Source organism: Burkholderia cepacia (genome assembly GCF_001039005.1).
Classification (GTDB): domain Bacteria; phylum Pseudomonadota; class Gammaproteobacteria; order Burkholderiales; family Burkholderiaceae; genus Burkholderia; species Burkholderia theae.
This window is the reverse complement of sequence record NZ_LDWR01000013.1, coordinates 41,336-66,309: the sequence shown is the minus strand read 5'-3', so window position 1 is coordinate 66,309 and position 24,974 is coordinate 41,336. Positions and strand designations below refer to the sequence as shown.

24 protein-coding genes and 1 tRNA gene are annotated in these 24,974 nt (G+C 66.2%); 20 read left to right on the top strand and 5 right to left on the bottom strand.

Translation table 11 applies throughout. The features are described from left to right. Nucleotides 1-85 precede the first annotated feature (85 nt). The 11 genes from htpX to VL15_RS08035 all read left to right on the top strand — a co-directional run bounded on the left by htpX (nt 86) and on the right by VL15_RS08035 (nt 10,493). Entirely contained in the window at nt 86-943 is an 858-nt protein-coding gene (gene htpX / locus VL15_RS08085) for a zinc metalloprotease HtpX (RefSeq protein ID WP_048244699.1), read from the top strand. A gap of 220 nt (nt 944-1,163) precedes the next feature. Beyond that, nucleotides 1,164-2,555: a 16S rRNA (cytosine(967)-C(5))-methyltransferase RsmB gene (gene rsmB, locus VL15_RS08080; protein ID WP_048244782.1), complete on the top strand. Its 1,392-nt coding sequence runs from the start codon at nt 1,164-1,166 to the stop codon at nt 2,553-2,555. Continuing rightward, nucleotides 2,552-3,142, top strand: a complete 591-nt coding sequence (locus tag VL15_RS08075) for a DUF4390 domain-containing protein (RefSeq protein WP_048244696.1) — start codon at nt 2,552-2,554, stop codon at nt 3,140-3,142. The genes rsmB and VL15_RS08075 overlap by 4 nt, the downstream gene beginning before the upstream one ends. Beyond that, complete coding sequence (esaS, locus tag VL15_RS08070; RefSeq protein ID WP_048244695.1) at nt 3,132-5,549, top strand: sensor histidine kinase EsaS; 2,418 nt, start codon at nt 3,132-3,134, stop codon at nt 5,547-5,549. The genes VL15_RS08075 and esaS overlap by 11 nt, the downstream gene beginning before the upstream one ends. Beyond that, the gene (gene esaR, locus VL15_RS08065) at nt 5,550-6,251 is read left to right on the top strand and encodes a response regulator transcription factor EsaR (RefSeq protein ID WP_048244693.1); all 702 of its coding nucleotides are present in this window, start codon (nt 5,550-5,552) and stop codon (nt 6,249-6,251) included. It begins immediately after the preceding gene. 60 nt (nt 6,252-6,311) lie between these two features. After that, a tRNA-Phe gene (locus VL15_RS08060) sits at nt 6,312-6,387 on the top strand. A 351-nt stretch (nt 6,388-6,738) separates the two neighbouring features. Next, nucleotides 6,739-7,473, top strand: coding sequence for a 7-cyano-7-deazaguanine synthase QueC (gene queC / locus VL15_RS08055; RefSeq protein WP_048244692.1), 735 nt, complete (start codon nt 6,739-6,741; stop codon nt 7,471-7,473). 75 nt (nt 7,474-7,548) lie between these two features. After that, nucleotides 7,549-8,181 carry a 7-carboxy-7-deazaguanine synthase gene (queE, locus tag VL15_RS08050; protein ID WP_048244690.1) on the top strand — a complete coding sequence of 211 codons (633 nt, stop codon included), beginning with the start codon at nt 7,549-7,551 and terminating at the stop codon, nt 8,179-8,181. 18 nt (nt 8,182-8,199) lie between these two features. Further along, on the top strand, nt 8,200-8,652 hold the full coding sequence (gene queD, locus VL15_RS08045; protein ID WP_006477472.1) for a 6-carboxytetrahydropterin synthase QueD: 453 nt from the start codon (nt 8,200-8,202) through the stop codon (nt 8,650-8,652). Nucleotides 8,653-8,949: 297 nt separating this feature from the next. Then, on the top strand, nt 8,950-9,735 hold the full coding sequence (locus VL15_RS08040) for an HpcH/HpaI aldolase family protein (protein WP_048244688.1): 786 nt from the start codon (nt 8,950-8,952) through the stop codon (nt 9,733-9,735). Beyond that, nucleotides 9,732-10,493, top strand: a complete 762-nt coding sequence (locus tag VL15_RS08035; RefSeq protein ID WP_048244686.1) for a tetratricopeptide repeat protein — start codon at nt 9,732-9,734, stop codon at nt 10,491-10,493. The genes VL15_RS08040 and VL15_RS08035 overlap by 4 nt, the downstream gene beginning before the upstream one ends. Before the next feature lie 93 nt (nt 10,494-10,586). Here VL15_RS08035 and rodA read toward each other — a convergent pair whose 3' ends face one another. From rodA to VL15_RS08010, 5 genes are all read right to left on the bottom strand, one after another. Then, nucleotides 10,587-11,735 (bottom strand): rod shape-determining protein RodA, encoded by a 1,149-nt coding sequence (rodA, locus tag VL15_RS08030; RefSeq protein ID WP_048244684.1) that lies wholly within the window; start codon nt 11,733-11,735, stop codon nt 10,587-10,589. Between the two features lie 11 nt (nt 11,736-11,746). After that, on the bottom strand, nt 11,747-14,032 hold the full coding sequence (mrdA, locus tag VL15_RS08025) for a penicillin-binding protein 2 (protein ID WP_048244682.1): 2,286 nt from the start codon (nt 14,030-14,032) through the stop codon (nt 11,747-11,749). Nucleotides 14,033-14,133: 101 nt separating this feature from the next. Further along, nucleotides 14,134-14,646 carry a rod shape-determining protein MreD gene (gene mreD / locus VL15_RS08020; protein WP_009687274.1) on the bottom strand — a complete coding sequence of 171 codons (513 nt, stop codon included), beginning with the start codon at nt 14,644-14,646 and terminating at the stop codon, nt 14,134-14,136. Next, nucleotides 14,643-15,713 (bottom strand): rod shape-determining protein MreC, encoded by a 1,071-nt coding sequence (gene mreC / locus VL15_RS08015; RefSeq protein WP_048244680.1) that lies wholly within the window; start codon nt 15,711-15,713, stop codon nt 14,643-14,645. The genes mreD and mreC overlap by 4 nt, the downstream gene beginning before the upstream one ends. A gap of 126 nt (nt 15,714-15,839) precedes the next feature. After that, entirely contained in the window at nt 15,840-16,883 is a 1,044-nt protein-coding gene (locus VL15_RS08010) for a rod shape-determining protein (protein ID WP_004189550.1), read from the bottom strand. A 370-nt stretch (nt 16,884-17,253) separates the two neighbouring features. Between VL15_RS08010 and gatC the strand changes: the two genes are divergently transcribed. The 9 genes from gatC to VL15_RS07965 all read left to right on the top strand — a co-directional run bounded on the left by gatC (nt 17,254) and on the right by VL15_RS07965 (nt 24,937). Next, on the top strand, nt 17,254-17,553 hold the full coding sequence (gene gatC, locus VL15_RS08005; RefSeq protein WP_006485929.1) for an Asp-tRNA(Asn)/Glu-tRNA(Gln) amidotransferase subunit GatC: 300 nt from the start codon (nt 17,254-17,256) through the stop codon (nt 17,551-17,553). 69 nt (nt 17,554-17,622) lie between these two features. Then, complete coding sequence (gene gatA, locus VL15_RS08000) at nt 17,623-19,113, top strand: Asp-tRNA(Asn)/Glu-tRNA(Gln) amidotransferase subunit GatA (RefSeq protein WP_048244678.1); 1,491 nt, start codon at nt 17,623-17,625, stop codon at nt 19,111-19,113. A gap of 2 nt (nt 19,114-19,115) precedes the next feature. Then, nucleotides 19,116-20,591, top strand: coding sequence for an Asp-tRNA(Asn)/Glu-tRNA(Gln) amidotransferase subunit GatB (gene gatB / locus VL15_RS07995; RefSeq protein WP_048244676.1), 1,476 nt, complete (start codon nt 19,116-19,118; stop codon nt 20,589-20,591). 118 nt (nt 20,592-20,709) lie between these two features. After that, the gene (locus tag VL15_RS07990; protein ID WP_048244674.1) at nt 20,710-21,549 is read left to right on the top strand and encodes a polyphosphate kinase 2 family protein; all 840 of its coding nucleotides are present in this window, start codon (nt 20,710-20,712) and stop codon (nt 21,547-21,549) included. 39 nt (nt 21,550-21,588) lie between these two features. After that, complete coding sequence (locus VL15_RS07985) at nt 21,589-22,362, top strand: exodeoxyribonuclease III (RefSeq protein WP_048244672.1); 774 nt, start codon at nt 21,589-21,591, stop codon at nt 22,360-22,362. 326 nt (nt 22,363-22,688) lie between these two features. Then, nucleotides 22,689-23,069, top strand: coding sequence for a PAAR domain-containing protein (locus VL15_RS07980; protein WP_048244670.1), 381 nt, complete (start codon nt 22,689-22,691; stop codon nt 23,067-23,069). Continuing rightward, nucleotides 23,038-23,607 carry a PAAR domain-containing protein gene (locus VL15_RS41785; protein ID WP_230684369.1) on the top strand — a complete coding sequence of 190 codons (570 nt, stop codon included), beginning with the start codon at nt 23,038-23,040 and terminating at the stop codon, nt 23,605-23,607. The genes VL15_RS07980 and VL15_RS41785 overlap by 32 nt, the downstream gene beginning before the upstream one ends. Then, complete coding sequence (locus VL15_RS07970; RefSeq protein WP_048244778.1) at nt 23,604-24,218, top strand: hypothetical protein; 615 nt, start codon at nt 23,604-23,606, stop codon at nt 24,216-24,218. Before VL15_RS41785 ends, VL15_RS07970 begins: the two co-directional genes overlap by 4 nt. Further along, the gene (locus tag VL15_RS07965; RefSeq protein WP_048244668.1) at nt 24,215-24,937 is read left to right on the top strand and encodes a hypothetical protein; all 723 of its coding nucleotides are present in this window, start codon (nt 24,215-24,217) and stop codon (nt 24,935-24,937) included. Before VL15_RS07970 ends, VL15_RS07965 begins: the two co-directional genes overlap by 4 nt. Nucleotides 24,938-24,974 lie beyond the last annotated feature (37 nt).

The window sequence follows — 24,974 nt, the reverse complement described above, 5'->3', positions numbered from 1 at the left end:
GCAAGACCTTATCTAACAAATCGCTTACAATTTTCCGTCGCGCCCTTTGATGCGCGGCGGGTCCCCTGACGGATAAGGAGTGGGTATGTTCAATTGGGTCAAAACGGCGACGCTGATGGCCGCGATCACGGCCCTGTTCATCGTGATCGGCGGGATGATCGGCGGTTCGCGTGGCATGACGATCGCGCTGCTGTTCGCGCTCGGCATGAATTTCTTCTCGTACTGGTTCTCCGACAAGATGGTGCTGCGCATGTACAACGCGCAGGAAGTCGACGAGAACACGGCGCCACAGTTCTACCGGATGGTGCGCGAGCTGGCCACGCGTGCGAACCTGCCGATGCCGCGCGTCTACCTGATCAACGAGGATGCGCCGAACGCGTTTGCGACGGGCCGCAACCCCGAGCACGCGGCAGTCGCCGCGACCACGGGCATCCTGCGCGTGCTGTCGGAGCGCGAGATGCGCGGCGTGATGGCGCACGAGCTCGCGCACGTGAAGCACCGCGACATCCTGATCTCGACGATCACCGCGACGATGGCGGGCGCGATCTCGGCACTCGCGAACTTCGCGATGTTCTTCGGCGGGCGCGACGAGAACGGCCGGCCGGCCAACCCGATCGCGGGTATTGCGGTCGCGCTGCTCGCACCGATCGCCGGCGCGCTGATCCAGATGGCGATTTCGCGCGCACGCGAGTTCGAGGCCGATCGCGGCGGCGCGCAGATCTCCGGCGATCCGCAGTCGCTCGCGACCGCGCTCGACAAGATCCATCGCTATGCGGCCGGCATCCCGTTCCAGGCGGCCGAGGCACACCCGGCCACCGCGCAGATGATGATCATGAACCCGCTGCACGGCGGCGGCCTGCAGAACCTGTTCTCGACGCACCCGGCCACCGAGGAGCGCATCGCGCGCCTGATGGAGATGGCGCGTACTGGCCGCTTCGACTAAGTCTCGGCGCGCCGCGCGGCCGTTGCCGCGCGGGGGCCGCCACGCCACCCCGCACGCTTCGCGCTGCGGGGTGTTTCATTTGTGCATGCGGTAAAGGGGCCAAAGGGACCGCATGGTCGCACGCTACAATGCGCGGTTTGGGATCGCGAGGCCACGAGGCCAGCGTGATCCCGCCGTTTGCCGCATTTGTTTGCCGCGCCCGTTTGCCGATTTCGCACCGATGACACGAACCCGTTCTTCCGCTCCGTCTTCTTCCGGCCGCCCGGCGCGCCTGTCCGCGCTGCATCTTGCGCCCGAATCGCTCGGCTTCGCACTCGACGCGGCCGCGCAGGCGGTCGATGCGGTGCGGCGCGGCACCGCGCTGCCGGCGGCACTCTCGACGGTGTTCGCGCAGATGGTGCCCGGTGCACAGTCGCTCGCGCGCGGCGCGACGCAGGACGTCGCGTACCGCACGATGCGTCGGCTCGGCAGCGCGGACTGGCTGATCGGCCGACTCGTCAGCAAGGCGCCGCCCGCGCACGTGCAAGCGGTGCTCGCCGGCGCGCTCGCACTGCTGCTCGACCCGGTGGACGATGCCGCGTATTCGCCATTCACGGTTGTCGATCAGGCCGTGACCGTGATCGGCGCGCGCCGCGAATTCGCGTTCGCGAAGGGGATGGTCAACGCGGTGCTGCGCCGTTTCCTGCGCGAGCGCGACACACTCGTCGCTGCGATGCAGGACGATGCCGTCGCGCGCTGGAATTACCGCGCATGGTGGGTCGACGCGGCGAAGCGCGCATGGCCCGACGCATGGCAGGCGATCCTCGTGGCCGGCGAGCGCCAGGGGCCGCTGACGCTGCGCGTGAATGCGCGCCGCGCGAGCGTCGACGCGTATCTCGACACGCTGCGCACGAGCGGAATCGAAGCGACCGCGATCGGCCTGCATGCGGTGCGGCTTGCGTCGGCGCTGCCGGTCGATCGCATCCCGGGGTTTGCCGACGGTGTCGTGTCGGTGCAGGACGCCGGCGCACAGCTCGCGGCCGAATGGCTCGGCGCACGCGACGGCATGCGCGTGCTCGACGCATGTGCGGCGCCCGGCGGCAAGACCGGCCATATTCTCGAGCTGGCCGACGCGGAAGTCGTCGCGCTCGAAAGCGATGCGACGCGTGCGGCGCGCATCGGCGAGAACCTCGTGCGCCTGTCGCTCGAAGCGGACGTGCGTGTCGGCGATGCGGGTGCACCCGACGCGTGGTACGACGGGCGCCCGTTCGACCGCATCCTGGCCGACGTGCCGTGCTCGGCCTCCGGTATCGTGCGGCGGCACCCCGACATTCGCTGGCTGCGCCGCGAGGCCGATATCCCGGCGCTCGTCACGGAACAGCGCCGCATCCTGTCGGCGCTGTGGCCGCTTGTGAAGCCGGGCGGCGAACTGCTTTACGTGACCTGTTCGATCTTCCCCGAAGAAGGCGAGTTGCAGGCCCGCTGGTTTGAAGCGGCCTGTGAAGATGCGGTACGATTGGACGCCCCCGGCCAGCTGCTGCCGGGCGGAGTGCAGGGAGGGGCGGCCGCCGGCGCACTCGACCAGAACACCGATCACGACGGATTTTTCTACGCGCGGTTTCAGAAACGGTGACGATCAAACACCTTTTTCCACTTCGGCTCGCGGCCGTCCTGATGGTCGCGTTGGCGCTGTGCCTGGCCGTCGTCCGGCCGGCGCATGCCCAGTCGATCGCCGTGCAGCGCGCGTCGCTCCAGGCCGACGGAAGCGGCTGGAGCCTCGACGCCCGCTTCGATTTCGAGCTGAATCCGAACCTCGAGGATGCCGTCAACAAGGGCATCCCGCTTTATTTCACGACCGACTTCGAGCTGAGCCGCGCGCGCTGGTACTGGTTCGACGAGCAGCCGGTGTCGGTGACGCAAACCATGCGCCTGTCGTTCCAGCCGCTCACGCGCGAGTACCGCGTGTCGACCGGCGGCCTGCAGCTCGGCTTCCCGTCGCTGAAGGACGCGCTCGCGGTCGTCAGGCACATCACGTCGTGGCACGTGATCGACCGCAACCAGGTGCGCTTGGGGGAAACCTACAACGCATCGGTGCGGATGCAGCTCGACACCGCGCTGATGCCGAAGCCGTTCCAGGTCGACGCCGTGAACAACCGCGACTGGACGCTCGGGTCGGACTGGAAGCGCTTCAACTTCACGGTGACCGAACGTGCTAAATAAAGTGCGCCGCGCGGCCAGCGGGAAGAGCCTCCTCGTTCGCGTGATCGTCTCGACCGTCGCGCTCACCGCGCTGCTGCTGCTCGTGCTGCTCGCGGCCGCGAGCGCGAACACCGAATTCTTCGATCGCTACTACTCGTGGCTGTACGCGACCAACATCGTCGTCGCGCTCGTGTTCCTGCTCGTGGTGCTCGGGCTGATCGGGATGATCGTCGTGCGCCTGAGGAAGGGCAAGTTCGGCACGCGGCTGCTCGCGAAGCTCGCGGTGTTCTTCGCGCTCGTCGGCGTCGTGCCGGGCGGGATCATCTACATCGTGTCGTACCAGTTCGTGTCGCGCAGTATCGAGTCGTGGTTCGACGTGAACGTCGAGACGGCGCTGACGGCCGGCCTGAACCTCGGCCGCGGGATGCTCGATGCGTCGCTGTCCGACCTGCAGACCAAGGCGCGGCTGATGTCCGACCAGCTCGCGAGCGTCGATGCGAACACGAACGGCACGACGCTCACGCTGCTGCGGCTGCGCGATCAGTTCGGCGTGCAGGACGCGACGATCGTCGAGCCGACCCGCGCCGGCTCGGGCGCGGCGCCCGACCTGCATATCGTCGCGCAGGCGTCGGGCAATTTCGCGGCGCTGATTCCGGACGACCTGCCGACGTCGCTGATGCTGAGCCAGGCGCGCGAACACGGCGCGTACGCGGCGATCGAGGGCGAAGTCGACGGCGATCCGCGCGCGCACGGCGCGAAGGGCGCGCTGCGGCTGCGCGTCGTGCGGCCGATTCCCGATGCGTCGACGTCGCTGCTGCAGCCGGCCGAACGCTTCCTGCAGCTCACGCAGCCGGTGCCGCCCACGCTCGCGCACAACGCCGACGCCGTGCAGCGCGCGTACCGCGAGTATCAGGAAAAGTCGCTCGGCCGCACGGGCCTGCGCAAGATGTACATCGGCACGCTGACGCTCGCGCTGTTCCTCGCGACCTTCATCGCGATGATGCTCGCGCTCGCGCTCGGCCAGCAGCTCGCAAGGCCGCTGTTCCTGCTCGCGCAGGGCACGAAGGAGATCACGGAAGGCGACTACACGCCGAAGCGCGAGATCAAGACGCGCGACGAGCTCGGCTTCCTCACGCAGTCGTTCAACGCGATGACGCGCCAGTTGTCCGAGGCGCGGCTCGCGGTCGAGAAGAACCGCGTCGCGCTCGAGCATTCGAAGACGTATCTCGAAAGCATCCTCGCGAACCTGACGGCCGGCGTGTTCGTGCTCGACCGCCAGTTCCGGCTGACGACGGCGAACCGCGGCGCCGAGCGGATCTTCCGGCAGCCGTTCAACGCGCTGATCGGCACGACGCTCGACCGGATCGGCGTTGCCGCGGGTTTCGGCGCGATGGTGCGCAAGGCATTCGCCGATCGCGAGGCGGCGTCCGACGGCGGCAGCGGCGATCGCGGCCACTGGCAGCAGCAGTTCGCGATCGAGATGCCGGGCGAAACCGAACCGCTGACGCTGCTCGTGCGCGGCGCGCGCCTCGTGTCGACGGTCGAGGGGCAGGCCGACGATCCGCAGACGTCCGGTTATGTCGTCGTGTTCGACGACATAACCGACGTGATTTCCGCGCAGCGATCGGTCGCGTGGGGCGAGGTCGCGCGCCGGCTCGCGCACGAGATCAAGAATCCGCTGACGCCGATCCAGCTGTCGGCCGAACGGCTGCAGATGAAGCTGTCCGACAAGCTCGCGCCGTCCGACGCGGATGTGCTCAAGCGCGGCGCGACGATGATCGTCAACCAGGTGGCCGCGATGAAGCGGATGGTCGATGATTTCCGCGAATACGCACGCACGCCGCCGGCGGTGCTCGCGAACCTGCAGTTGAACGAACTGGCGAGCGAGGTGCTCGGGCTGTACGGTGTCGGTGATGAAGGCAAGAGCCCGATCGTCGCCGAGCTCGCGCCGTCGCTGCCGGTGATTCGCGGCGACGCGACGCAACTGCGCCAGGTGATTCACAACCTGCTGCAGAATGCGCAGGATTCGGTCGTGGAAGCTGCGCATCCGCGTGTGTTGATCGAAACCAAGACAGTAGAATATGGCGATCCCGACGCCGAGGGCAAAACGCGCGTCGCGGTACGTCTTACCGTGTCCGACAACGGGCCCGGTTTTCCGGCACGCATCCTGACCCGCGCGTTCGAGCCTTACGTGACGACGAAGGCGAAGGGCACGGGGCTCGGGTTGGCCACGGTCAAGAAAATCGTCGATGAGCACGGTGCGCGGATCGATCTGCGCAATCGCATGCACGGCGAGACCGTCGAGGGTGCGCAGGTGTCGATCCTGTTCCTGCAGATGGCGAGTGATGCGCCAGGCGCCGAAGCGGGCGCGCAGGGCGGGGCGACACCCGCTAAGACAAAAGCAAGTGTGCAGACAAAGGCAGCGTAAATGGCAACCATCCTGGTGGTAGATGATGAAATGGGCATCCGGGAATTGCTCTCGGAGATCCTCAGCGATGAAGGACATGTCGTCGAGGCGGCGGAGAACGCGCAGGCCGCGCGGGAATACCGGCTGAATCAGGCGCCCGATCTCGTGCTGCTCGATATCTGGATGCCCGATACCGACGGCGTGACGTTGCTCAAGGAATGGGCGGCGCAGGGGCTGCTGACGATGCCCGTGATCATGATGTCCGGGCACGCGACGATCGATACGGCCGTCGAGGCGACGAAGATCGGCGCGCTCGATTTCCTCGAGAAGCCGATCGCGCTGCAGAAGCTGCTGAAGTCCGTCGAGCACGGTCTCGCACGCGGCGCGGCGCCCGTGTCCGCCAACGCGGCGGCGAAGGCCGGTGCCGGGCAGGCGGCAGGGCCCGCGGCGGTTGCGTCCGCGGCGGCGCTGCCGACGCTCGGCGACGACATGGCAGCGGCACTCGGCCTCGCGGGCCAGACGGCCGCGATCCCGTTCGACATCCCGTTGCGCGAAGCGCGCGATGCGTTCGAGCGCGCATACTTCGAATATCACCTCGCACGCGAGAACGGCAGCATGACGCGCGTTGCGGAGAAGACGGGCCTCGAGCGCACGCACCTGTATCGCAAGCTCAAGCAGCTCGGCGTCGAGCTCGGCAAGAAGCCGTCCGAAGGCGCGATATAAAATTTTTCGCGAAAACGCTTGAGCAGGTGGGGAAAGCTCGATATACTTTCATTCTTCGTTGGCCCGGTAGCTCAGTTGGTAGAGCAGCGGATTGAAAATCCGCGTGTCGATGGTTCGATTCCGTCCCAGGCCACCAGCAGTTCCAACCCCAAGAATCGGAAGGTTCTTGGGGTTTTTCGTTTGTGGTGGGTATTGCGTGTCATACGCGGCGCGCCCGGCAGCATTCGCGGGGGCATGATAAAATCCGTGCCCGCTCAATGACTTAGCGCATCGCTTCATGCGCACGGCAGGCCGCCAGCCACGCGCCGCCGTGACGCGCGGCAACGATGCCGCGCGATGGGCGGTATAAGCGCTCCGCCGCGTTCGCGGCCGACCGCGCTGCCTATACTGGTCGAGCCGGCGCAGGCCGGCACGCGTCGGGCCGCCCGGCGGCAGCCGGCCCCGGGGCGCAGCGCGACGCGAGCCTACACATTCACGGAGTATCACGGTGATTCGGACAGACGCTAAAGACGGCGCGCTCGTGTTGTTTTCCGGCGGGCAGGACTCGGCCACGTGCGTGGCATGGGCACTCGAACGCTACCAGACGGTCGAGACCCTCGGTTTCGATTACGGCCAGCGCCATCGTGTCGAGCTCGAATGTCGCGAAGGCGTGCGCGAAGCGCTGAAGCACAAGTTTCCCGCCTGGTCGGACCGGCTCGGTGACGATCACATGATCGACCTGTCGGTGCTCGGCGCGATCAGCGATACCGCGATGACGCGCACGATCGAGATCGAGACGACGGCGAACGGCTTGCCGAACACGTTTGTGCCGGGCCGCAACCTGATGTTCATGACGATCGCCGCGGCGATCGCCTATCGCCGCGGGCTGCGCGTGCTGGTCGGCGGGATGTGCGAGACCGACTTTTCGGGCTACCCCGACTGTCGCGACGACACGATGAAGGCGCTGCAGGTCGCGCTGAACCTCGGAATGGACACGCGCGTCGTGCTCGAGACGCCGTTGATGTGGCTCGACAAGGCGCAAACGTGGCAACTCGCCGAACAGCTCGGCGGCGAAGCGCTCGTCGAACTGATCCGCGTCGAGACGCACACGTGCTACGTGGGCGAGCGCGCGGAACTGCACGACTGGGGCTTCGGCTGCGGCGAATGCCCGGCCTGCAAGCTGCGCAAGCGCGGCTACGAGGCCTACCTGAAGGGCGAGCGGGTGACCGAAGCGCCGCTGTGACGCGGGTGCGCCGGCAGTGCTTGATGGATAACGGATTCTGATCGACAGCGAGCGGCGCGAGCCGGACGAAGGACGATGACTTACGCGGTCAAGGAAATTTTCTACACGTTGCAGGGCGAGGGCGCGAATGCGGGCCGGCCGGCCGTGTTCTGCCGGTTCGCCGGCTGCAACCTGTGGTCGGGCCGCGAAGAGGATCGTGCGGAGGCCGTGTGCCGCTTCTGCGATACGGACTTCGTCGGCACCGACGGCGAGAACGGCGGCAAGTTCAAGGATGCCGAAGCGCTCGTCGCGACGATTGCCGGGCTGTGGCCGGACGGCGAAGCGCACCGTTTCGTCGTCTGCACGGGCGGCGAGCCGATGCTGCAGCTCGACCAGCCGCTCGTCGACGCGCTGCATGCGGCGGGCTTCGAGATCGCGATCGAGACCAACGGCTCGCTGCCGGTGCTCGAATCGATCGACTGGATCTGCGTGAGTCCGAAAGCCGACGCGCCGCTCGTCGTCACGAAGGGCAACGAACTGAAGGTCGTGATCCCGCAGGACAACCAGCGGCTGGCCGACTACGCGAAGCTCGACTTCGAGTATTTCCTCGTCCAGCCGATGGACGGCCCGTCGCGCGACCTCAATACGAAGCTCGCGATCGACTGGTGCAAACGTCATCCGCAGTGGCGCCTGTCGATGCAGACCCACAAATATCTGAACATTCCCTGAGCCCCGGCTTTTGACATCGTGCTGATTACCCGAAAACTCGAATTCGACGCGGGCCACCGCATTCCCGATCACCGCAGCCAGTGCAGGAACCTGCACGGCCATCGCTACGTGCTCGAAATCACGCTGCGCGGCGATCTCGTCGATACCGAGGGGGCGCCCGACCGCGGCATGGTGATGGATTTCGCCGACGTGAAGGCGCTTGCGATGGAGCACCTCGTCAGCAAGTGGGACCACGCGTTCCTGGTCTATGCGCGCGACGACGTCGTGCGCTCGTTCCTCGAACAGATGGCCGACCACAAGACCGTCGTGATCGACCGGATCCCGACCGTCGAGAACCTCGCGGCGATCGCGTTCGACCTCCTCGCGAACGTGTACGACGCGCACTATGGCGTGAACCTGCGCCTCGAGCGCGTGCGCCTGTACGAAACGCCGAACTGCTGGGCCGACGTCGAGCGCCAGCCCGGCCGCTGATCCTGCCTTCCCGGCAGCCCCGCCAGCCGGCGCGGGCTGCCTGTCACCGCACCCCGCGGCCGGGTCCCGCGCCGGCACTGCTTCCCCGTCCGTTCCCACATTCCGCGTAACGCCGCGCTATGATCGTTGCGTGGCACCGAAAAAACGCGCCCGCGCGCTGTCAGATCGGGCGCCCTCGGCCGACTGACGTTTCAGGGCCCGGTACGGCGCCGCCGTGCTTGCTGCCTGGCGTGTTGCGCTCCGCTTCGCCTGTTGCTTGTCCCGTTCGATTGCCGTTCCGTCCAGGAGGCCGTATCGATGAGCACGCTCACCAATTCCCTCAAACAACGCCTGCGCGACGGCGACGATCCGCTGTACGGCCTGTGGCTGTCGCTCGGCAGCGACTCGGCCGCGGAAGCGCTCGCGCATGCCGGCTACGACTGGCTCTGCATCGACATGGAGCACGCGCCGAACGACAGCCGTGATGTTGCGTCGCAACTGCGTGCGATCGCTGCCGCGCACCTGCCGAGCGAGCCCGTCGTGCGCGTGCCGGCGCGCGAGCCGTGGCTCGTGAAGCGCGCGCTCGACGCCGGCGCGCGCACGCTGATGTTTCCGTGCATCGAGACGCCCGACGATGCCGCGCACGCGGTGCGGCTCACGCGCTATCCGTCGCCCGATTCGCCGGACGGGCTGCGCGGCGTCGCGGGCATGGTGCGCGCGGCGGCGTTCGGCATGCGCCGCGATTACCTGCAGTCGGCCAATGCGCAGGTCGCGGTGATCGTGCAGATCGAATCGGCGCGCGGCGTCGACGAAGTCGAGCGGATCGCGGCAATGCCCGGCGTCGACTGCCTGTTTATCGGCCCGGCCGATCTCGCGGCGAGCCTCGGGCATCTCGGCGACATCCGCCACCCGGATGTCGAAACCGCGATGGCGCGCGTGCTCGCGGCCGGCAAGCAGGCCGGCGTCGCGGTCGGCATTTTTGCGGGCGATACGGCGGGCGCGCGCCAGTACCGCGAGGCCGGCTACCGGATGATCACGCTGTCGGCCGACGTGAGCTGGTTGCTGCGCGCGACGCGGCAGGCGCTGCAGGAGGTACGGTCATGAACGGTGGTGATGGTGCATGCGGCGCCCGCGCGCAGGGTGCGACCGGGGTGCGCGGGCGGATCGGCGCGATGCTCGGCCTGTGGGCCGTGTGCATCGCGGCCGCCGCGCAGGGCGCGCCGCAAGCGAAGCCCGATCCGTCGCGCGAGACGCAATCGGCGGTCGCCGACTACAACGCCGGCGACTATCGCGCGGCGCTGGTGCAGTTCCACGACGCGGCCGAGCGCGGCGACCGTCTCGCGCAATTCAACTACGCGATGATGCTGCTGACGGGCGAAGGCGTGACGGCGAACGTCGACGAAGGGCTGCGCTGGCTGAAGCGCGCGGCCGACGCGAACATGTCGCATGCGCAGTACGTGTACGGCCGGATGTTCGACGACGGCGAGTTCGTCGCGCGCAATCCGGCCGAAGCGCATCGCTGGTTCCTGCGGGCGGCGAAGCAGGGGCACGTGCAGGCCGAGCTGTCGCTCGCGAACCAGTTCCTCGACGGGCGCGGCACGCCGCGCGACAACCGGCAGGCGTTCGCGTGGTACAAGCAGGCCGCCGATGCCGGCGAGCCGACCGCGCAGTACGTGACCGCGTCGTTCTACGAGCGCGGCGGCGACGGCGTCGCGCAGAACCTGAACATCGCGCGTGCGTACTATGCGGCGGCGGCCGCGCAGGGCGACGAGACGGCCGGGCTGAAATTCAAGGAGTTGAGCGCGCGGCTGAAGGGGCAGGCACCGGCGCCGGCATCGGGAGGCGGCGCGGCACCGCAGTGAGCGGGCGCGGCGCTGCATGGCCGCATTCGAAACACACGAAAAGAAAAACGGCGCCAGGGCGCCGTTTTTCTTTGCCGCGGCCGTGTCGCGCGGTCAGCTCTTCATCAGCCGCCGCTGCCGCCCGACGCTCATGATCATCCCGATCGCGATGCCGAGCGTCGTGAGCGCGGTGCCGCCGTAACTCATGAACGGCAGCGGCACGCCGACGACCGGCAGCACGCCGCTCACCATCCCGATATTGACGAACGCATAGACGAAGAACGCGAGCGTGAGCGAGCCCGCGAGCAGGCGGCCGAACAGCGTCGCGCCCTGCGCGGCGATATAGAGCCCGCGCGCGATCAGCGCCATGTACAGCGTCAGCAACACGAGCCCGCCCGCGAGCCCCCATTCCTCCGAGAACACCGCGAAGATGAAGTCGGTGTGCTTCTCCGGAATGAATTCGAGGTGCGCCTGCGTGCCTTTCAGGTAGCCCTTGCCGAGCACGCCGCCCGAACCGATCGCGATCACGGCCTGGATCGTGTGGAAGCCCTTGCCGAGCGGGTCGGAGGTCGGGTCGAGCAGCGTGCACACGCGGTGCTTCTGGTAGTCGTGCATCAGCGGCCACTGCACTTCGGGCTGGCAGATGCGCTGCTCGAACACGGCGATCGAGCCGACCGCGATCACGCCCGCGACGAGCACCGGCACGATCAGCTTGAACGACAGGCCCGCAAGGTAGATCACGAAGAGGCCGGCCGCGAACACGAGCAGGCCCGTGCCGAGGTCGGGCTGCTTCGCGATCAGCCCGACCGGCACCAGCAGGATCCCGAACGCGACGATGAAGTCGTACCAGCGCAGCCCGCCTTCGCGGCGCTGGTAGTACCACGCGAGCATCAGCGGTGTCGCGATCTTGAGGATCTCGGACGGCTGGATCACGACGCCGACGTTCAGCCAACGCTTCGCGCCCTTCTTGGTCATCCCGAACAGCGCGACCGCGACCAGCAGCGCGACCCCGAACGTATAGAGCGGGACCGCGAAGCGCATCAGCGTCGTCGGCGGGATATTGGCGATCACCCACATCAGCACGAACGTCAGCAGGATGTTGCGCAACTGGTCCTCGACGCGGCCCGGCATGTCGATCGCCGCGCTGTACAGCGTGACGATGCCGACGCACAGCAGCAGGAACACGATGAGGGCGAGCGGGCGGTCGAAACCCGCGAACATCTGCTTGATCTTGTCGAGCCAGGCGCGCTTGTCGAATTGCATGCCTTTCTCCGTTAATGAGCGGTGCCGGCGTCCGCCGCTTTCGCGGGGGCCGTCGCACGGTGGTTGTCGTCCCGCGGCGTGGCGACGAGCGGCTGCGCGTCGCTGGCGGGTCGGCGCGGCCGGTGCGGGCGCCGGATCGGCGGCAGGCTCGCGGCCATCGGCGCCGCGGCGCTCGCTTCGGCCGGCCGCGTCGCGCTGGCGCCGGCCGCCCCCGACGCATCGGGCGCCGAGGCGGCCGATGCCGCATCCGCCGCGCTGGCCGCGGTCGGCACGACGGGCTGCGGCAGCGCCTTGAAGCCGGTCGCGACGGCGGCGGGCTTGTTCGCGTCGCCGATCACCGGCGCGTTGACGGGTTCGGTCGCCGACGCCGCGGCAGCCACGGCCGCGGCCTCGTTCTTCGGGTTCTGGCGGTCGACGAGGAAGAAGTCGAGCACGCGGCGAGCGATCGGGCCCGCGGCCTGCGCACCCCAGCCGCCGTTTTCGACGACCAGCGCGACGGCGATCTGCGGATGGTCGACCGGCGCGTACGCGATGAACAATGCGTGGTCGCGCAGGTGCTCGGCGAGCAGGTGGCCCTTGTAGTTGGAGCCCTGCAGCGAGAACACCTGCGCGGTACCGGTCTTGCCGGCGGCAAGGTACGGCGCGCCGCGGAACACCTTGTACGCGGTGCCGGACGGGTTCTCGATCACGTTCTCCATCCCGCGCTTCACGACGTCGATGTCGGACTGCTTGAGCGGAATCACTTCGCTTTCCTTCGGCACGGTCAGGCGGCGCCCGCGCGAGATCGGATCCTCGATTTCCTTCACGAGGTGGGGCTTCATCACGACGCCGTTGTTCGCGAGCGTCGCGGTCGCGTGGGCGAGCTGCAGGATCGTGAACGAGTTGTAGCCCTGGCCGATCCCGAGGCTGATCGTCTCGCCGTCGAACCACTTCTGCTGCGCGGCCTTCTTGAACGCCTTCTTCTTCCAGTCGGTCGACGGCAGGATCCCGCGCGCTTCGCCCTGGATGTCGATCCCGGTGATCTGGCCGAAGCCGAACGGCTTCATGAAGTTCGCGATCGCGTTCACGCCGAGGTCGCGCGCGAGCATGTAGAAGTAGGTGTCGTTCGACACCATGATCGCCTTGTTCATGTCGACCCAGCCCTGGCCCGAGCGCACGTCGTTGCGGAACGTGTGGCCGCCGAACGTGAAGTAGCCGGGATCCTGGAAACCCCAGCCCGGCGAGCGCTTGCCGAGCGTCAGGCCGGCGAGCGCCATGAACGGCTTGTACGTCGAGCCAGGCGGGTAGGTGCCGTGCAACGGGCGGTTCAGCAGCGGCTTGTCGGTCGAGGTGTTCAGCTCGTCCCAGGTCTGCTGGTCGATGCCGTCGACGAACGAATTCGGGTCGAAGCTCGGCGACGACACGAACGCGAGCACGTCGCCCGTCTTCGGCTCGATCGCGACGAGCGCGCCGCGCTTGCCGGCGAACGCCTGCTCGGCGACCTGCTGCAGCCCGATGTCGAGCGACAGCACGAGGTTGTTGCCCGGTGTCGCCTGCGTGCGCGACAGCGTGCGCACGGGCCGGCCGCCGGCCGTCACCTCGACTTCCTCGAAGCCCGTCAGCCCGTGCAGCTCGGTTTCGTAGCTCTGCTCGACGCCGATCTTGCCGATGTAGTCGGTGCCCTTGTAGTTGTTCGCGTCGCGGCGCGGATCGTAGTTTTCCTGGTCGCTGTCGTTGTCGTCGCTCATCGCGTCGATACGATCCTGGTCGCGCTTCGAGATCCGGCCGATGTAGCCGATCACGTGCGCGGCGGTCGTGCCGAGCGGATATTGGCGGAACAGCCGCGCCCGCACGTCGACGCCGGGGAAGCGGAAGCGCTGCGCGGTGAAGCGCGCGACTTCCGCGTCGGTGAGCCGCGTGCGGATCGGCAGGCTCTCGAAGTTCTTCGAGTCTTCCTGCAGCTTCTTGAAGCGGCGGCGGTCGCGTGCGTCGATCGGGATGATCTCGGACAGCTTGTCGATCGTGTTGTCGAGCGTGTCGTCGAGCTTCGACGGCGTGATTTCGAGCGTGTAGGCCGAGTAGTTCTTCGCGAGGATCACGCCGTTGCGGTCGGTGATGATCCCGCGGTTCGGCACGATCGGCGCGACCGAGATGCGGTTTTCCTCGGCCTGCAGCGCGTATTTGCCGTGCTGCATCAACTGCAGGTAGAAGAAGCGGCTCGCGAGCAGCCCGAAGCAGACGAACACGAACACGCCCGCCGCCGCGACGCGCAGGCGGAACTTCGAGAGCTGCTGTTGGGTGTCGTTGAATTCGGTCATGCGGTTAGGGTCGATCTGACCCGCGCGCGGGCGGGCGAGGTGCCGCCCCGGAGCGCGATGCGCGGGCGTGGGGGCGGCGGGTATTCAAGGGTCGGTCCGGCTCAGATGGGGCGCGTATCGTCCGGATCGACCGGGCGGCGTTGCGGCATCAGCAGCAGGTGGCTCGCGATCGGCCACAGCGCGGCTTCGACGAAGCCGTCGACCAGATAGCGCCAGCCGGGGAACGCGGCGCCCATCACGAGACGGATCACGAACGGCACGAGCTGCGCGACGACGAGCAGCGGCGTGACATACAGCACCTGCACGCCGATCGGCATCCACAGCACGCGGCGGTGGATCGTGATCGCGCCGTACGACAGTAGCGTATAGGCGAGCGCATGCTCGCCGAGCAGCCCCGCGTCATGCACGTCCATCAGGATGCCGAGCGCGAACGCGACGCCCATCCCGACCTTGCGCGGCTGGTGGATGTTCCAGAACAGCAGCACGAGCGCGACGAAGTCGGGCACGCCGGGCAGGCGGCCCCACGGCATCAGGTTCAGCAGGAACGCGGCGGCGAGGCTGAAGACGATGAAGTACGGATTGACCGGCTGCAGGATGTATTGCGGGCGGTTCATCGCTGGGCTCCTGATTGCCCGGCTGCAGGCTTCGCGGGTGCGGCGGCGGGCTTGGCCGGAGCGGCAGGCGCAGCCGGCGCGGGCTTCGCGGCGGGCTGGGCCGCGGCGGCCGGCTTCGCGTTCGCGTCGGCCTTGTCGGCTTTCTCGCCCTTCGCGGCGGCCTTCGCGCCCTTCTTGCCGCCCTTCGCGTTCTTGTCGGCGGCCGAATCGGGCTCGGCCGGGCGCGGCGGGATGTCGTTCTGGTAATGCAGCACGAGCATCTGACGGGCGCCGCGCACGGCGGCGATCGGCGCGCAGGTCACGCGTGCGAACGCGGTATCGGCGAGCTTGTCGACGCGCGCGACCTTCGCGACCGGCAGGCCGGGCGGGTAGACGCCGTCGAGGCCGCTCGTGACGAGTTCGTCGCCGACGACGAGATCCGCGCTCGTCGGCACGAAGCGCAGGTCGAGCGAATCGCCCTTCGGCGTGCCGTAGATCACGCTGCGCAGGCCGGTGCGCAGCACCTGCACGGGAATCGCGAGATCGCGGTCGGTGATCAGCGTGACTTCGGCCTGCAGCGGGAACACGCGCGTGACCTGGCCGATCACGCCGTCCTCGCTGACGACGGGCGAGCCGCCCTGGATGCCCTGCTGCGAACCTTGCCCGATCACGATCTTCTGCGTGAACGGATCGCTCGTGTCGTACTGGATCTCGACCGGCGTCGATTGCGTGGCGATGTGCTGGCGCAGCTCGAGCACCGCACGCAGATGCGCGTTTTCCTGCGAGAGCACCGCGGCCTGGTTGGCCTGCGTGGACAGTTGCAGGTTGCGCTTGCGGAGGTCGTCGTTCTCGTGGCGCAGCGACGCGCCGGTGACGGCGATGTCGGCCGCGCCCATGAACAGGTCGCGCGGCACGAGCGCCGCGCGCTGCAGCGGATAGAGCACGGTGCCGAGCACGCCACGAAGGATTTCGAGCGTGCTGAAGCGCGCGTCCGACACGAGAAGCGCGATGGCGAGGGCAACGAAGAAGATGAGCCGCGCGAGCGCGGGCGGACCTTGCTTGAAGAGGGGCGGCGGACTGTATTCCATGGTCGGCGCCGGGCGCGTGGGATCGGTTAAATGATGCTCAGACGCGCAAACGGCGCGGCGGTTCGTTCTAAACGAGCGATCCGGCCACGCCGCAGGTGCGTCATATCAACGAAACTGCCTAGACGATCACTCGTACGAGAAGATGCTGCCCAGCTTGTCCATGCGCTCGAGCGCCATGCCCGAACCGCGTACGACGCAGGTCAGCGGATCTTCCGCGACGAGCACCGGCAGGCCGGTTTCTTCCGCGAGCAGGCGGTCGAGGTCGCGCAGCAGCGCGCCGCCGCCCGTCAGCATCATCCCGCGTTCGGCGATGTCGGCGCCGAGTTCCGGCGGGGTTTGTTCGAGCGCGATCTTCACCGACGACACGATCTGGTTCAGCGGATCGGTCAGCGCTTCGAGGATTTCGTTGCTGGAGATCGTGAAGCTGCGCGGGATGCCTTCCGACAGGTTGCGGCCCTTCACTTCCATTTCCTTGACTTCGGAGCCCGGGAACGCGGAGCCGATTTCCTTCTTGATCGCCTCGGCGGTCTGTTCGCCGATCAGCATCCCGTAGTTGCGGCGGATGTAGTTGACGATCGCCTCGTCGAACTTGTCGCCGCCGACGCGCACCGAACCCTTGTACACGATGCCGCCGAGCGAGATCACGCCGACTTCCGTCGTGCCGCCGCCGATGTCGACGACCATCGAGCCGGTGGCTTCCGACACCGGCAGGCCCGCGCCGATCGCGGCCGCCATCGGCTCCTCGATCAGGTAAACCTGCGATGCGCCGGCGCCGTGCGCGGCTTCCTTGATCGCGCGGCGCTCGACCTGGGTCGAGCCGCACGGCACGCAGATGATGATGCGCGGCGACGGCGAGAACATGCGTGACTCGTGCGCCGTCTTGATGAACTGCTTGATCATCTGCTCGGTGACGGTGAAGTCGGCGATCACGCCGTCCTTCATCGGGCGGATCGCCTCGATGTTGCCCGGCACCTTGCCGAGCATCTGCTTGGCTTCCTTGCCGACCGCCTGGATCGTCTTCTTGCCGTTGGGGCCGCCTTCCTGACGAATCGACACGACGGACGGCTCATCGAGAACGATGCCCTTGCCGCGCATGTAGATCAGGGTGTTTGCGGTGCCGAGGTCGATCGCGAGATCGTTGGAGAAGTAGCTGCGCAAAAAACCGAACATTCAGAATCCTGTTTCGCTCTGAGCCGGCCCTGCGTGGCGTGCAACGCTGAGGGCGGCAGCGGAAAAAATAACAGCCTCGGGAAGCGTGGCGGAAGCGGCCGCCGCGGCGCACGAAGCTGCGAGTGATGTCTACCGGGGATCGCACGAAGCACGCACGGCTTGCCGAAGCGGGGCGAAACGGTGCGGGAAAAGGCTGCCGGGTTTGGGTCGAACGCGTAATGATACCTTATAATTTCACGGTATTTGAATCGAAACGGGCGGTATTTTTGCCGCTTCGGTCCCGATTTTTGAGGGTGGGATCGCACCCTCCAACCCCCCGCCGCGGCGCTGCTTTTGATGCGCCGCGCAGCCTTGTTTTTCCGGTGATCGCATGGCCCTGACCCTGACCGATGTGAAACGCATCGCGCACCTGGCGCGACTCGAAATGGCCGACGCCGACGCCGAGCACATGCTCGGCCAGCTCAACGAATTCTTCGGCCTCGTCGAGCAGATGCAGGCGGTCGACACCGCCGGCATCGCGCCGCTCGCCCACCCGATCGAACAGATCCAGGAAGTCGCGCAGCGCCTGCGCGACGACGCCGTGACGGAAGTTGTCGATCGCGACGACAACCAGCGTCCGGCGCCGGCCGTCCAGGACGGCCTCTATCTCGTGCCGAAGGTGATCGAGTAAGCGTTCGATGACAAGTGCGCCGGCCGGCTTGCGCCGCGCGCCACCCAGAATTCCCAGGAAAACCACTCAATGCACGCAAAAAGCCTGACCGAACTGCGCGCCGCGCTCGCTGCCAAGGAATGCTCGGCCGTCGAGCTCGCGCAGCACTACCTGAAACGGATCGACGCCGCGCGGGACCTGAACGCGTTCGTTCACGTCGATACCGATCTGACCCTCGCGCAGGCGAAAGCCGCCGACGCGGAGCTCGCGCGCGGCGCGGGCGGCGCGCTCACCGGCCTGCCGATCGCGCACAAGGATGTCTTCGTCACGCGCGGCTGGCGCTCGACCGCCGGCTCGAAGATGCTCGCGAACTACGAGAGCCCGTTCGACGCGACCGTCGTCGCCCGCCTGCAGGCGGCCGGCATGGTCACGCTCGGCAAGACCAACATGGACGAGTTCGCGATGGGCTCGTCGAACGAGAATTCGGCGTTCGGCGCGGTGAAGAACCCGTGGGACACGAACGCGGTGCCGGGCGGCAGTTCGGGCGGCAGCTCGGCCGCCGTCGCCGCGCGCCTCGCGCCGGCCGCGACCGGCACCGACACCGGCGGCTCGATCCGCCAGCCCGCGTCGTTCGCGGGCGTGACGGGCATCAAGCCGACCTACGGCCGCGTGTCGCGCTACGGGATGATCGCGTTCGCGTCGTCGCTCGACCAGGGCGGCCCGATGGCGCAGAGCGCGTCCGACTGCGCGCTGCTGCTGAACGCGATGGCAGGCTTCGACGAGCGCGACTCGACGAGCCTCGAGCGCGACGACGAGGATTTCACGCGCCACCTCGGCCAGCCGTGGGTGGCCGGCAACGACGCGGGCAAGCCGCTCGCGGGCCTGCGCATCGGCTTGCCGAACGAGTATTTCGGCGACGGTCTCGCCGACGACGTGCGCGCGACGATCGACGCGGCATTGAAGCAGTATGAAGCGCTCGGCGCGACGCTCGTGCCCGTGTCGCTGCCGAAGACGGAACTGTCGATCCCCGTGTACTACGTGATCGCGCCGGCCGAGGCATCGTCGAACCTGTCGCGTTTCGACGGCGTGCGCTTCGGCCATCGCGCCGCGCAGTACGGCGACCTGCTCGACATGTACAAGAAGTCGCGCGCGGAAGGCTTCGGCCCCGAGGTGAAGCGCCGGATTCTCGTCGGCGCGTACGTGCTGTCGCACGGCTACTATGACGCGTACTACCTGCAGGCGCAGAAGATCCGACGCATCATCGCGCAGGATTTCCAGGAAGCGTTCAAGTCCTGCGACGTGATCATGGGCCCGGCATCGCCGACGGTCGCATGGGATCTCGGCGCGAAGGGCGACGATCCGGTCCAGATGTATCTCGCGGATATCTACACGCTGTCGGTGAGCCTCGCGGGCCTGCCCGGCATGAGCGTGCCGTGCGGCTTCGGCGCGGGCGCGAACGCGAAGCGCCCGGTTGGCCTGCAGATCATCGGCAACTATTTCAACGAAGCCCGGATGCTGCAGGTCGCCGATGCGTTCCAGCGCGCGACCGACTGGCACAAGCAAGTTCCGGCAGGGGTGTAAGCATGGCTACTCAATGGGAAGTCGTTATCGGTCTCGAGACGCACGCGCAGCTGTCGACCGTCTCGAAGATTTTCTCGGGCGCATCGACGCAGTTCGGCGCCGAGCCGAACACGCAGGCGTGCCCGGTCGACCTGGCGCTGCCGGGCGTGCTGCCGGTGCTGAACCGCGGCGCGGTCGAGCGTGCGATCCGCTTCGGTCTCGCGATCGGCTCGACCATCGCGCCGCGCAGCATCTTCGCGCGCAAGAATTATTTCTACCCCGATCTGCCGAAGGGCTATCAGATCAGCCAGTACGAGATTCCGGTCGTGCAGGGCGGCCAGATCACGATCCAGGTGCCCGCCAACGAAAAGGCCGGCAAGGAAGCGTACGAGAAGACGGTCAACCTGACCCGCGCGCACCTCGAGGAAGATGCGGGCAAGTCGCTGCATGAAGACTTCGCCGGGATGACGGGGATCGACCTGAATCGCGCGGGTACGCCGCTGCTCGAGATCGTCACCGAGCCGGAAATGCGCAGCGCGGCCGAGGCCGTGGCCTATGCGAAGTCGCTGCACGCGCTGGTCGTGTGGCTCGGCATCTGCGACGGCAACATGCAGGAAGGCTCGTTCCGCTGCGACGCGAACGTGTCGGTGCGCCCGGTCGGCCAGGAGAAGTTCGGCACGCGCGCGGAAATCAAGAACCTGAACTCGTTCCGGTTCCTCGAGGAAGCGATCAACTACGAAGTGCGTCGCCAGATCGAACTGATCGAGGACGGCGGCGAGGTCGTGCAGGAAACGCGCCTCTACGACCCGGACAAGCGCGAGACGCGTTCGATGCGCAGCAAGGAAGACGCGCACGATTACCGTTACTTCCCCGACCCCGACCTGATGCCGCTCGTGATCGGCCAGGACTGGGTCGAGCGCGTGCAGTCCGGGATGCCCGAACTGCCGGCCGCGATGCAGCAGCGCTTCGTCGAGCAGTACGGCGTGTCCGCGTACGACGCGGGCGTGCTCACGTCGAGCAAGGCGATGGCCGCGTACTTCGAGTCCGTGGTCGCGAAGGCCGGTGCTGCGAACGCGAAGATCGCCGCGAACTGGCTGATGGGCGACGTGTCGTCGCAACTGAACCGCGACGGTATCGAGATCGACGCGATTCCGGTGTCGGCGGCTCAACTGGCACTCGTGCTGCAGCGCATCGCCGACGGCACGATCTCGAACAAGATCGCGAAGGAAATCTTCTCGACGATCTGGGACGAGAAGGCGGACGACGAAGGCGCGGCCGACCGCATCATCGACGCGAAGGGGCTCAAGCAGATCTCCGACACCGGCGCGCTCGAAGCGATCATCGACGAGGTGCTCGCGGCGAACGCGAAGTCGGTCGAGGAATTCCGCGCGGGCAAGGAAAAGGCGTTCAACGCGCTGATCGGCCAGGCGATGAAGGCGACGAAGGGCAAGGCCAATCCGCAGCAGGTCAACGAACTGCTGAAGAAGAAGCTCGGCTGAAGATGATCGCGCGCCAGAATCGCGCTTGACGACGGGCCGCCGCCGAACCTGTTCGGGGCGGCCCGTTGCGTTTGCGGGTGCGCTATCGTATGCACCACACCGTCCAACGGAGGAACGAATGGCGAAACAACCGTCGCTCGACGATTTCCGCGTGCCTTACAGCACGCGCGAGAAGGAAGCCGCCGCATTCAAGCTCGATGCGTTCGACCCGGCCGCGAAGCCGTTTTCGACCGGTTCGAAGGACACCGACCGCGAACGGCTGTCGGTCGTGTCGACCGAGCTCGACGTGCAGCAGGAGCGCTTGCACACGCAGCAGAAGAAGCGCGTGCTGCTCGTGCTGCAGGGGATGGATACCAGCGGCAAGGACGGCACCGTGCGCGCGGTGTTCCGCGAGGTCGATCCGCTCGGCCTGCGCGTCGTGCCGTTCAAGGCGCCGACGCCGATCGAGGCCGCGCACGACTTCCTGTGGCGCGTGCATGCACAGGTGCCGGCCGCGGGCGAGCTCGCGATCTTCAATCGCAGTCACTACGAAGACGTGCTCGTGCCACGCGTGCTCGACGCGATCGACAGCAAGGAATGCGAGCGCCGCTACCGGCAGATCCGCGATTTCGAGACGATGCTGGTCGAAAACGGCACGACGATCATCAAGTGTTTCCTGCATATCTCGAAGGACGAGCAGCGCGCGCGGCTGCAGGCGCGCATCGACGATCCGGCCAAGCACTGGAAGTTCGACATTTCCGATCTCGACGCGCGCAAGCACTGGGACGCGTACCAGTCCGCGTACCGCGACGCGCTCGCCGCGACGTCGGCCGAGCATGCGCCGTGGTACGTGATCCCGGCGGATTCGAAGACGCACCGCAACGTGATGATCGCCGAGCTGCTGCTGCGCACGATGACCGACATGAAGCTGGAATTCCCGCCGCCGAAGCCGGAGCTCGAAGGCGTGAAGATCCGTTAAGCTGCCACCCTGTAAAACATCGAACTGAACGGAACCGACATGATGCGAGTGATTACCGCCAACCTGAACGGCATCCGCTCCGCCGCGAAGAAGGGCTTCTTCGACTGGCTCGGCGAGCAGAAGGCCGATTGCGTGTGCGTGCAGGAAATCAAGGTATCGGCCGACGACCTGCCGGCCGAATTCGTCGAGCCGCACGGCTACAAGAGCTATTTCCACCACGCCGAGAAGAAAGGCTACAGCGGCGCGGGCGTGTACAGCCGCCACGAGCCCGATGACGTGATCATCGGCTTCGGCAGCAGTGAATTCGATTCCGAGGGGCGCTACGTCGAGGCACGCTACGGCAAGCTGTCGGTCGTGTCGGTGTACGTGCCGTCCGGGTCGAGCGGCGAAGAGCGCCAGCAGGCGAAGTACCGCTTCATGGACGAATTCATGCCGCACCTCGCGCAGCTCAAGAAGAAGCGCGAGGTGATCCTGTGCGGCGACGTGAACATCGTCCACAAGGAAATCGACATCAAGAACTGGAAGAGCAACCAGAAGAACTCGGGCTGCCTGCCCGAGGAGCGCGAGTGGCTCACGAAGCTGTTCGACGACGTCGGTTATGTCGATGTGTTCCGCACGCTCGACCCGCGCGCCGAGCAGTACACGTGGTGGAGCAACCGCGGCCAGGCGTACGCGAAGAACGTCGGGTGGCGGATCGACTACCAGATCGCGACGCCGGGCGTGGCCGGCACCGCGAAAAGCACGTCGATCTTCAAGGACATCAAGTTCAGCGATCATGCGCCGCTGACGATCGACTACGACTACAAGAAGTGATGTCCGGGGCTGAGCATCGGGCGCGGTAGCGCCGCCGGATCGCCGGATGCAAAACGGGCCGCATGTCGAACATGCGGCCCGTTTCGTTTGTTGTAGCGATCACGCAGGCCGCCCGGCGGCTATTTCCCCCAGCGTTTGGCGAATGCCGATTCCGCGGCGCCCTGATCCGTTCTGGTCGCGCTTGCATTTTCGAACTCATCCCATATTCACGATCCCACGTTTTGTGGAGACTACTCGACGGATATTCGCGTGTTTTCCGAAGGCGCGAATTACTCGTCACGGCCGCTTGTAGGCCGTGATGGTCCATTCAGACAGGAGAACTCTGCATGTCGAAACAAGCGATCAACGAAACGACGCATCTTTTCGCAACTATCGGCGCTCGAACCGAGCGTGGTGGCCAGGTTTCGCGCGTATCTACCGATGCGACGATCGACGATCTGGGGCTCGCAGTCGTTGGCGATATCGTTGGATACGAGGATGGTACAGAGGCCACTATCGTTGATGGGGCTGGCTTTGCTGCCATGTGGGGTAACAGGCCGGTTGCACTTGTCGGATCACAATTGAGTAACGGCGATCGTATCGTGATCGCCACACAGGATGCATTCGGCATTACTGTTCGCGATGGTGAGGAGATTCCTGGGCTGTTTGATCCGGCGTATTCGCTGATTCTGTCTGATGCCGTTCGCGCTGGGGGCGACCGTGCGTAAGGCTGCGATTCGGCATGGCGATCCAACAACGACACGTGGAATCGTGTTCGCTTACTCGTCGACGATTTATGACGATCGAAAGCACGTAGCGCTGAGCGGCGACGAAGCGACGTGCGGCAACTGCGAGGGGACATTCAAAATATTCGGAACCGGCAAAGGGATGTCGGAAAAAGGACGGGATGTGGTCGTTGAAGGCGACCTCGTACTCTGTCCATGCAAAAGGAATCGGGTCCTGGTCGGTCGCAATCCAGGAATATTTCTGGAGACACGGAACGATGGTGTACCGCCTGTTGCGCATGCGGCGCCTTCGAGTGCAGAACAGATGTCGGACACCTCCGAGGACGATGTCGAGCAATTTTTCGAGATTGTCGACGCAATCACCGGAAAGCCTGTCGAAGGAATGAACTGCAAGGTGCTGAGCAACGGATACACGCTCGTTGATGACGTGCCTCTTGTACACGGTACAACGCGCTCGTTCTCGGTGAAAATGCACCCCAATCTCTCCTTCGTAGCATGGCGGACAGGGGGCGCGCGATGAGTGACGTGATCAACGACGATCTGCGGTTGCTTGCTGCGATCGCATACGGTGAGGCATCCGTCGCAAATGATTCGGACGAAATCGGAGGAATCGCCTTTGCTGTTGCCAATAGGTGTCGGGCATGGGGCGGGAAGAGCGTATCCCAGTTGCGTGCAGTGGACCCGAACTACGCCTATGCCTGGAATGGCACCAATCAGCGGTTCAACAAGCTGATGTCTACCTCGGACGACAAACTTGATGCCGACTCGGGAATGAGGTTGGCTGTCGAGTGGGCGCGCAAAGCGCTGGAAAATGAAGGTCCGGACCCGTCAAATGGCGCGTTTTGGTGGGACGGTCGTGACTTCATGACTGCGTACGCATCACACCCGAAAGTCAAAGACACATTTAAGTGGGGGGCGCCTTCGCACAACATTTTCGAGGTAGAGGAGAACCCGGGGTCGTTCGTCACGCGATGGAGAGTGGTGAACAAGAAGACTGGGAAAACGGTCAACGGCGCGGAACGAGGCCGCTACGACTCGGTTTGGGTTTCAACAGCCGCCCATGGAAGTACAATTTTTTGGAAATACAATCGCGATTTTCTGGAGGCGACGGGAGCGAAAGCACACCGATGAAAGTCATGGCGATACTGGTAGCAGTCTTGGCCGTCTTGCCGAGCGGTGCCGCGGCCGAGTCGTACGACAGCTACGAGGCATTCTACGCAGCACGGCCGGGCGCGGTATTCCACGGGCCGATTGGCCGAGAGACCGACCCGAACGAGCCGGATGCGCATGTGCTTCATGCGTATTCGGACAAGCCGGGCAATTTCGCGGTGCTGCATGGCAAGCTGGAGCAAACGGCGCTCGATATCGAGCTCTGGCAGGACCGCATCGCAATCAACGGCCGGACTTATCGGTTTGCGCGTGCAACGGCATTCCCAGGCGAGCGCGCGTCCGACATCTTTCCGGACTCGGCCAACGTGTACGTCGCCGGGCGAACCGCCGCCCATCGTCCGCTGATCTGCGTGGAGGGAAACGGCAGTGCGTCGGGCGAGGCGGCCAGCCGATACCAGCAAATCTTCCTGCTGATGGATCCGTTGGCGCGCAGGCCGGCGTTCCTGCAACTGCCCGGACTGCTTTCGTCGTGCCGGGCCGTTGTGGTGACGCGCGACGGAAAACTGGCATTCCCGAAGAATGGCTATCTGTTCGACGACGCGAGGGCGGCGCGGACCGGATTGCGGGTCGAGTACTACACGTTCGACGGGCGGCGCTTTGCTCAAACTCGCGACGCGCTCCGGCTCGGATTCGATACGCCGGAGAATCCGTTTCGATTCTCGCTACGGGACAGCGATTGACGTATGTGTCGATGGTGTGCCGCGCCCGTGATGTCGG

What these genes read in the sequence shown, in the direction of transcription:
- htpX (WP_048244699.1), top strand. Translation starts at nt 86, where the DNA reads ATGTTCAATTGGGTCAAAACGGCGACGCTGATGGCCGCGATCACGGCC.
- rsmB (WP_048244782.1), top strand. Translation starts at nt 1,164, where the DNA reads ATGACACGAACCCGTTCTTCCGCTCCGTCTTCTTCCGGCCGCCCGGCG.
- esaR (WP_048244693.1), top strand. Translation starts at nt 5,550, where the DNA reads ATGGCAACCATCCTGGTGGTAGATGATGAAATGGGCATCCGGGAATTG.
- queE (WP_048244690.1), top strand. Translation starts at nt 7,549, where the DNA reads ATGACTTACGCGGTCAAGGAAATTTTCTACACGTTGCAGGGCGAGGGC.
- VL15_RS08040 (WP_048244688.1), top strand. Translation starts at nt 8,950, where the DNA reads ATGAGCACGCTCACCAATTCCCTCAAACAACGCCTGCGCGACGGCGAC.
- VL15_RS08035 (WP_048244686.1), top strand. Translation starts at nt 9,732, where the DNA reads ATGAACGGTGGTGATGGTGCATGCGGCGCCCGCGCGCAGGGTGCGACC.
- rodA (WP_048244684.1), bottom strand. Translation starts at nt 11,735, where the DNA reads ATGCAATTCGACAAGCGCGCCTGGCTCGACAAGATCAAGCAGATGTTC.
- mrdA (WP_048244682.1), bottom strand. Translation starts at nt 14,032, where the DNA reads ATGACCGAATTCAACGACACCCAACAGCAGCTCTCGAAGTTCCGCCTG.
- mreD (WP_009687274.1), bottom strand. Translation starts at nt 14,646, where the DNA reads ATGAACCGCCCGCAATACATCCTGCAGCCGGTCAATCCGTACTTCATC.
- mreC (WP_048244680.1), bottom strand. Translation starts at nt 15,713, where the DNA reads ATGGAATACAGTCCGCCGCCCCTCTTCAAGCAAGGTCCGCCCGCGCTC.
- VL15_RS08010 (WP_004189550.1), bottom strand. Translation starts at nt 16,883, where the DNA reads ATGTTCGGTTTTTTGCGCAGCTACTTCTCCAACGATCTCGCGATCGAC.
- gatC (WP_006485929.1), top strand. Translation starts at nt 17,254, where the DNA reads ATGGCCCTGACCCTGACCGATGTGAAACGCATCGCGCACCTGGCGCGA.
- gatA (WP_048244678.1), top strand. Translation starts at nt 17,623, where the DNA reads ATGCACGCAAAAAGCCTGACCGAACTGCGCGCCGCGCTCGCTGCCAAG.
- gatB (WP_048244676.1), top strand. Translation starts at nt 19,116, where the DNA reads ATGGCTACTCAATGGGAAGTCGTTATCGGTCTCGAGACGCACGCGCAG.
- VL15_RS07990 (WP_048244674.1), top strand. Translation starts at nt 20,710, where the DNA reads ATGGCGAAACAACCGTCGCTCGACGATTTCCGCGTGCCTTACAGCACG.
- VL15_RS07985 (WP_048244672.1), top strand. Translation starts at nt 21,589, where the DNA reads ATGATGCGAGTGATTACCGCCAACCTGAACGGCATCCGCTCCGCCGCG.
- VL15_RS07980 (WP_048244670.1), top strand. Translation starts at nt 22,689, where the DNA reads ATGTCGAAACAAGCGATCAACGAAACGACGCATCTTTTCGCAACTATC.
- VL15_RS41785 (WP_230684369.1), top strand. Translation starts at nt 23,038, where the DNA reads ATGCCGTTCGCGCTGGGGGCGACCGTGCGTAAGGCTGCGATTCGGCAT.
- VL15_RS07970 (WP_048244778.1), top strand. Translation starts at nt 23,604, where the DNA reads ATGAGTGACGTGATCAACGACGATCTGCGGTTGCTTGCTGCGATCGCA.
- VL15_RS07965 (WP_048244668.1), top strand. Translation starts at nt 24,215, where the DNA reads ATGAAAGTCATGGCGATACTGGTAGCAGTCTTGGCCGTCTTGCCGAGC.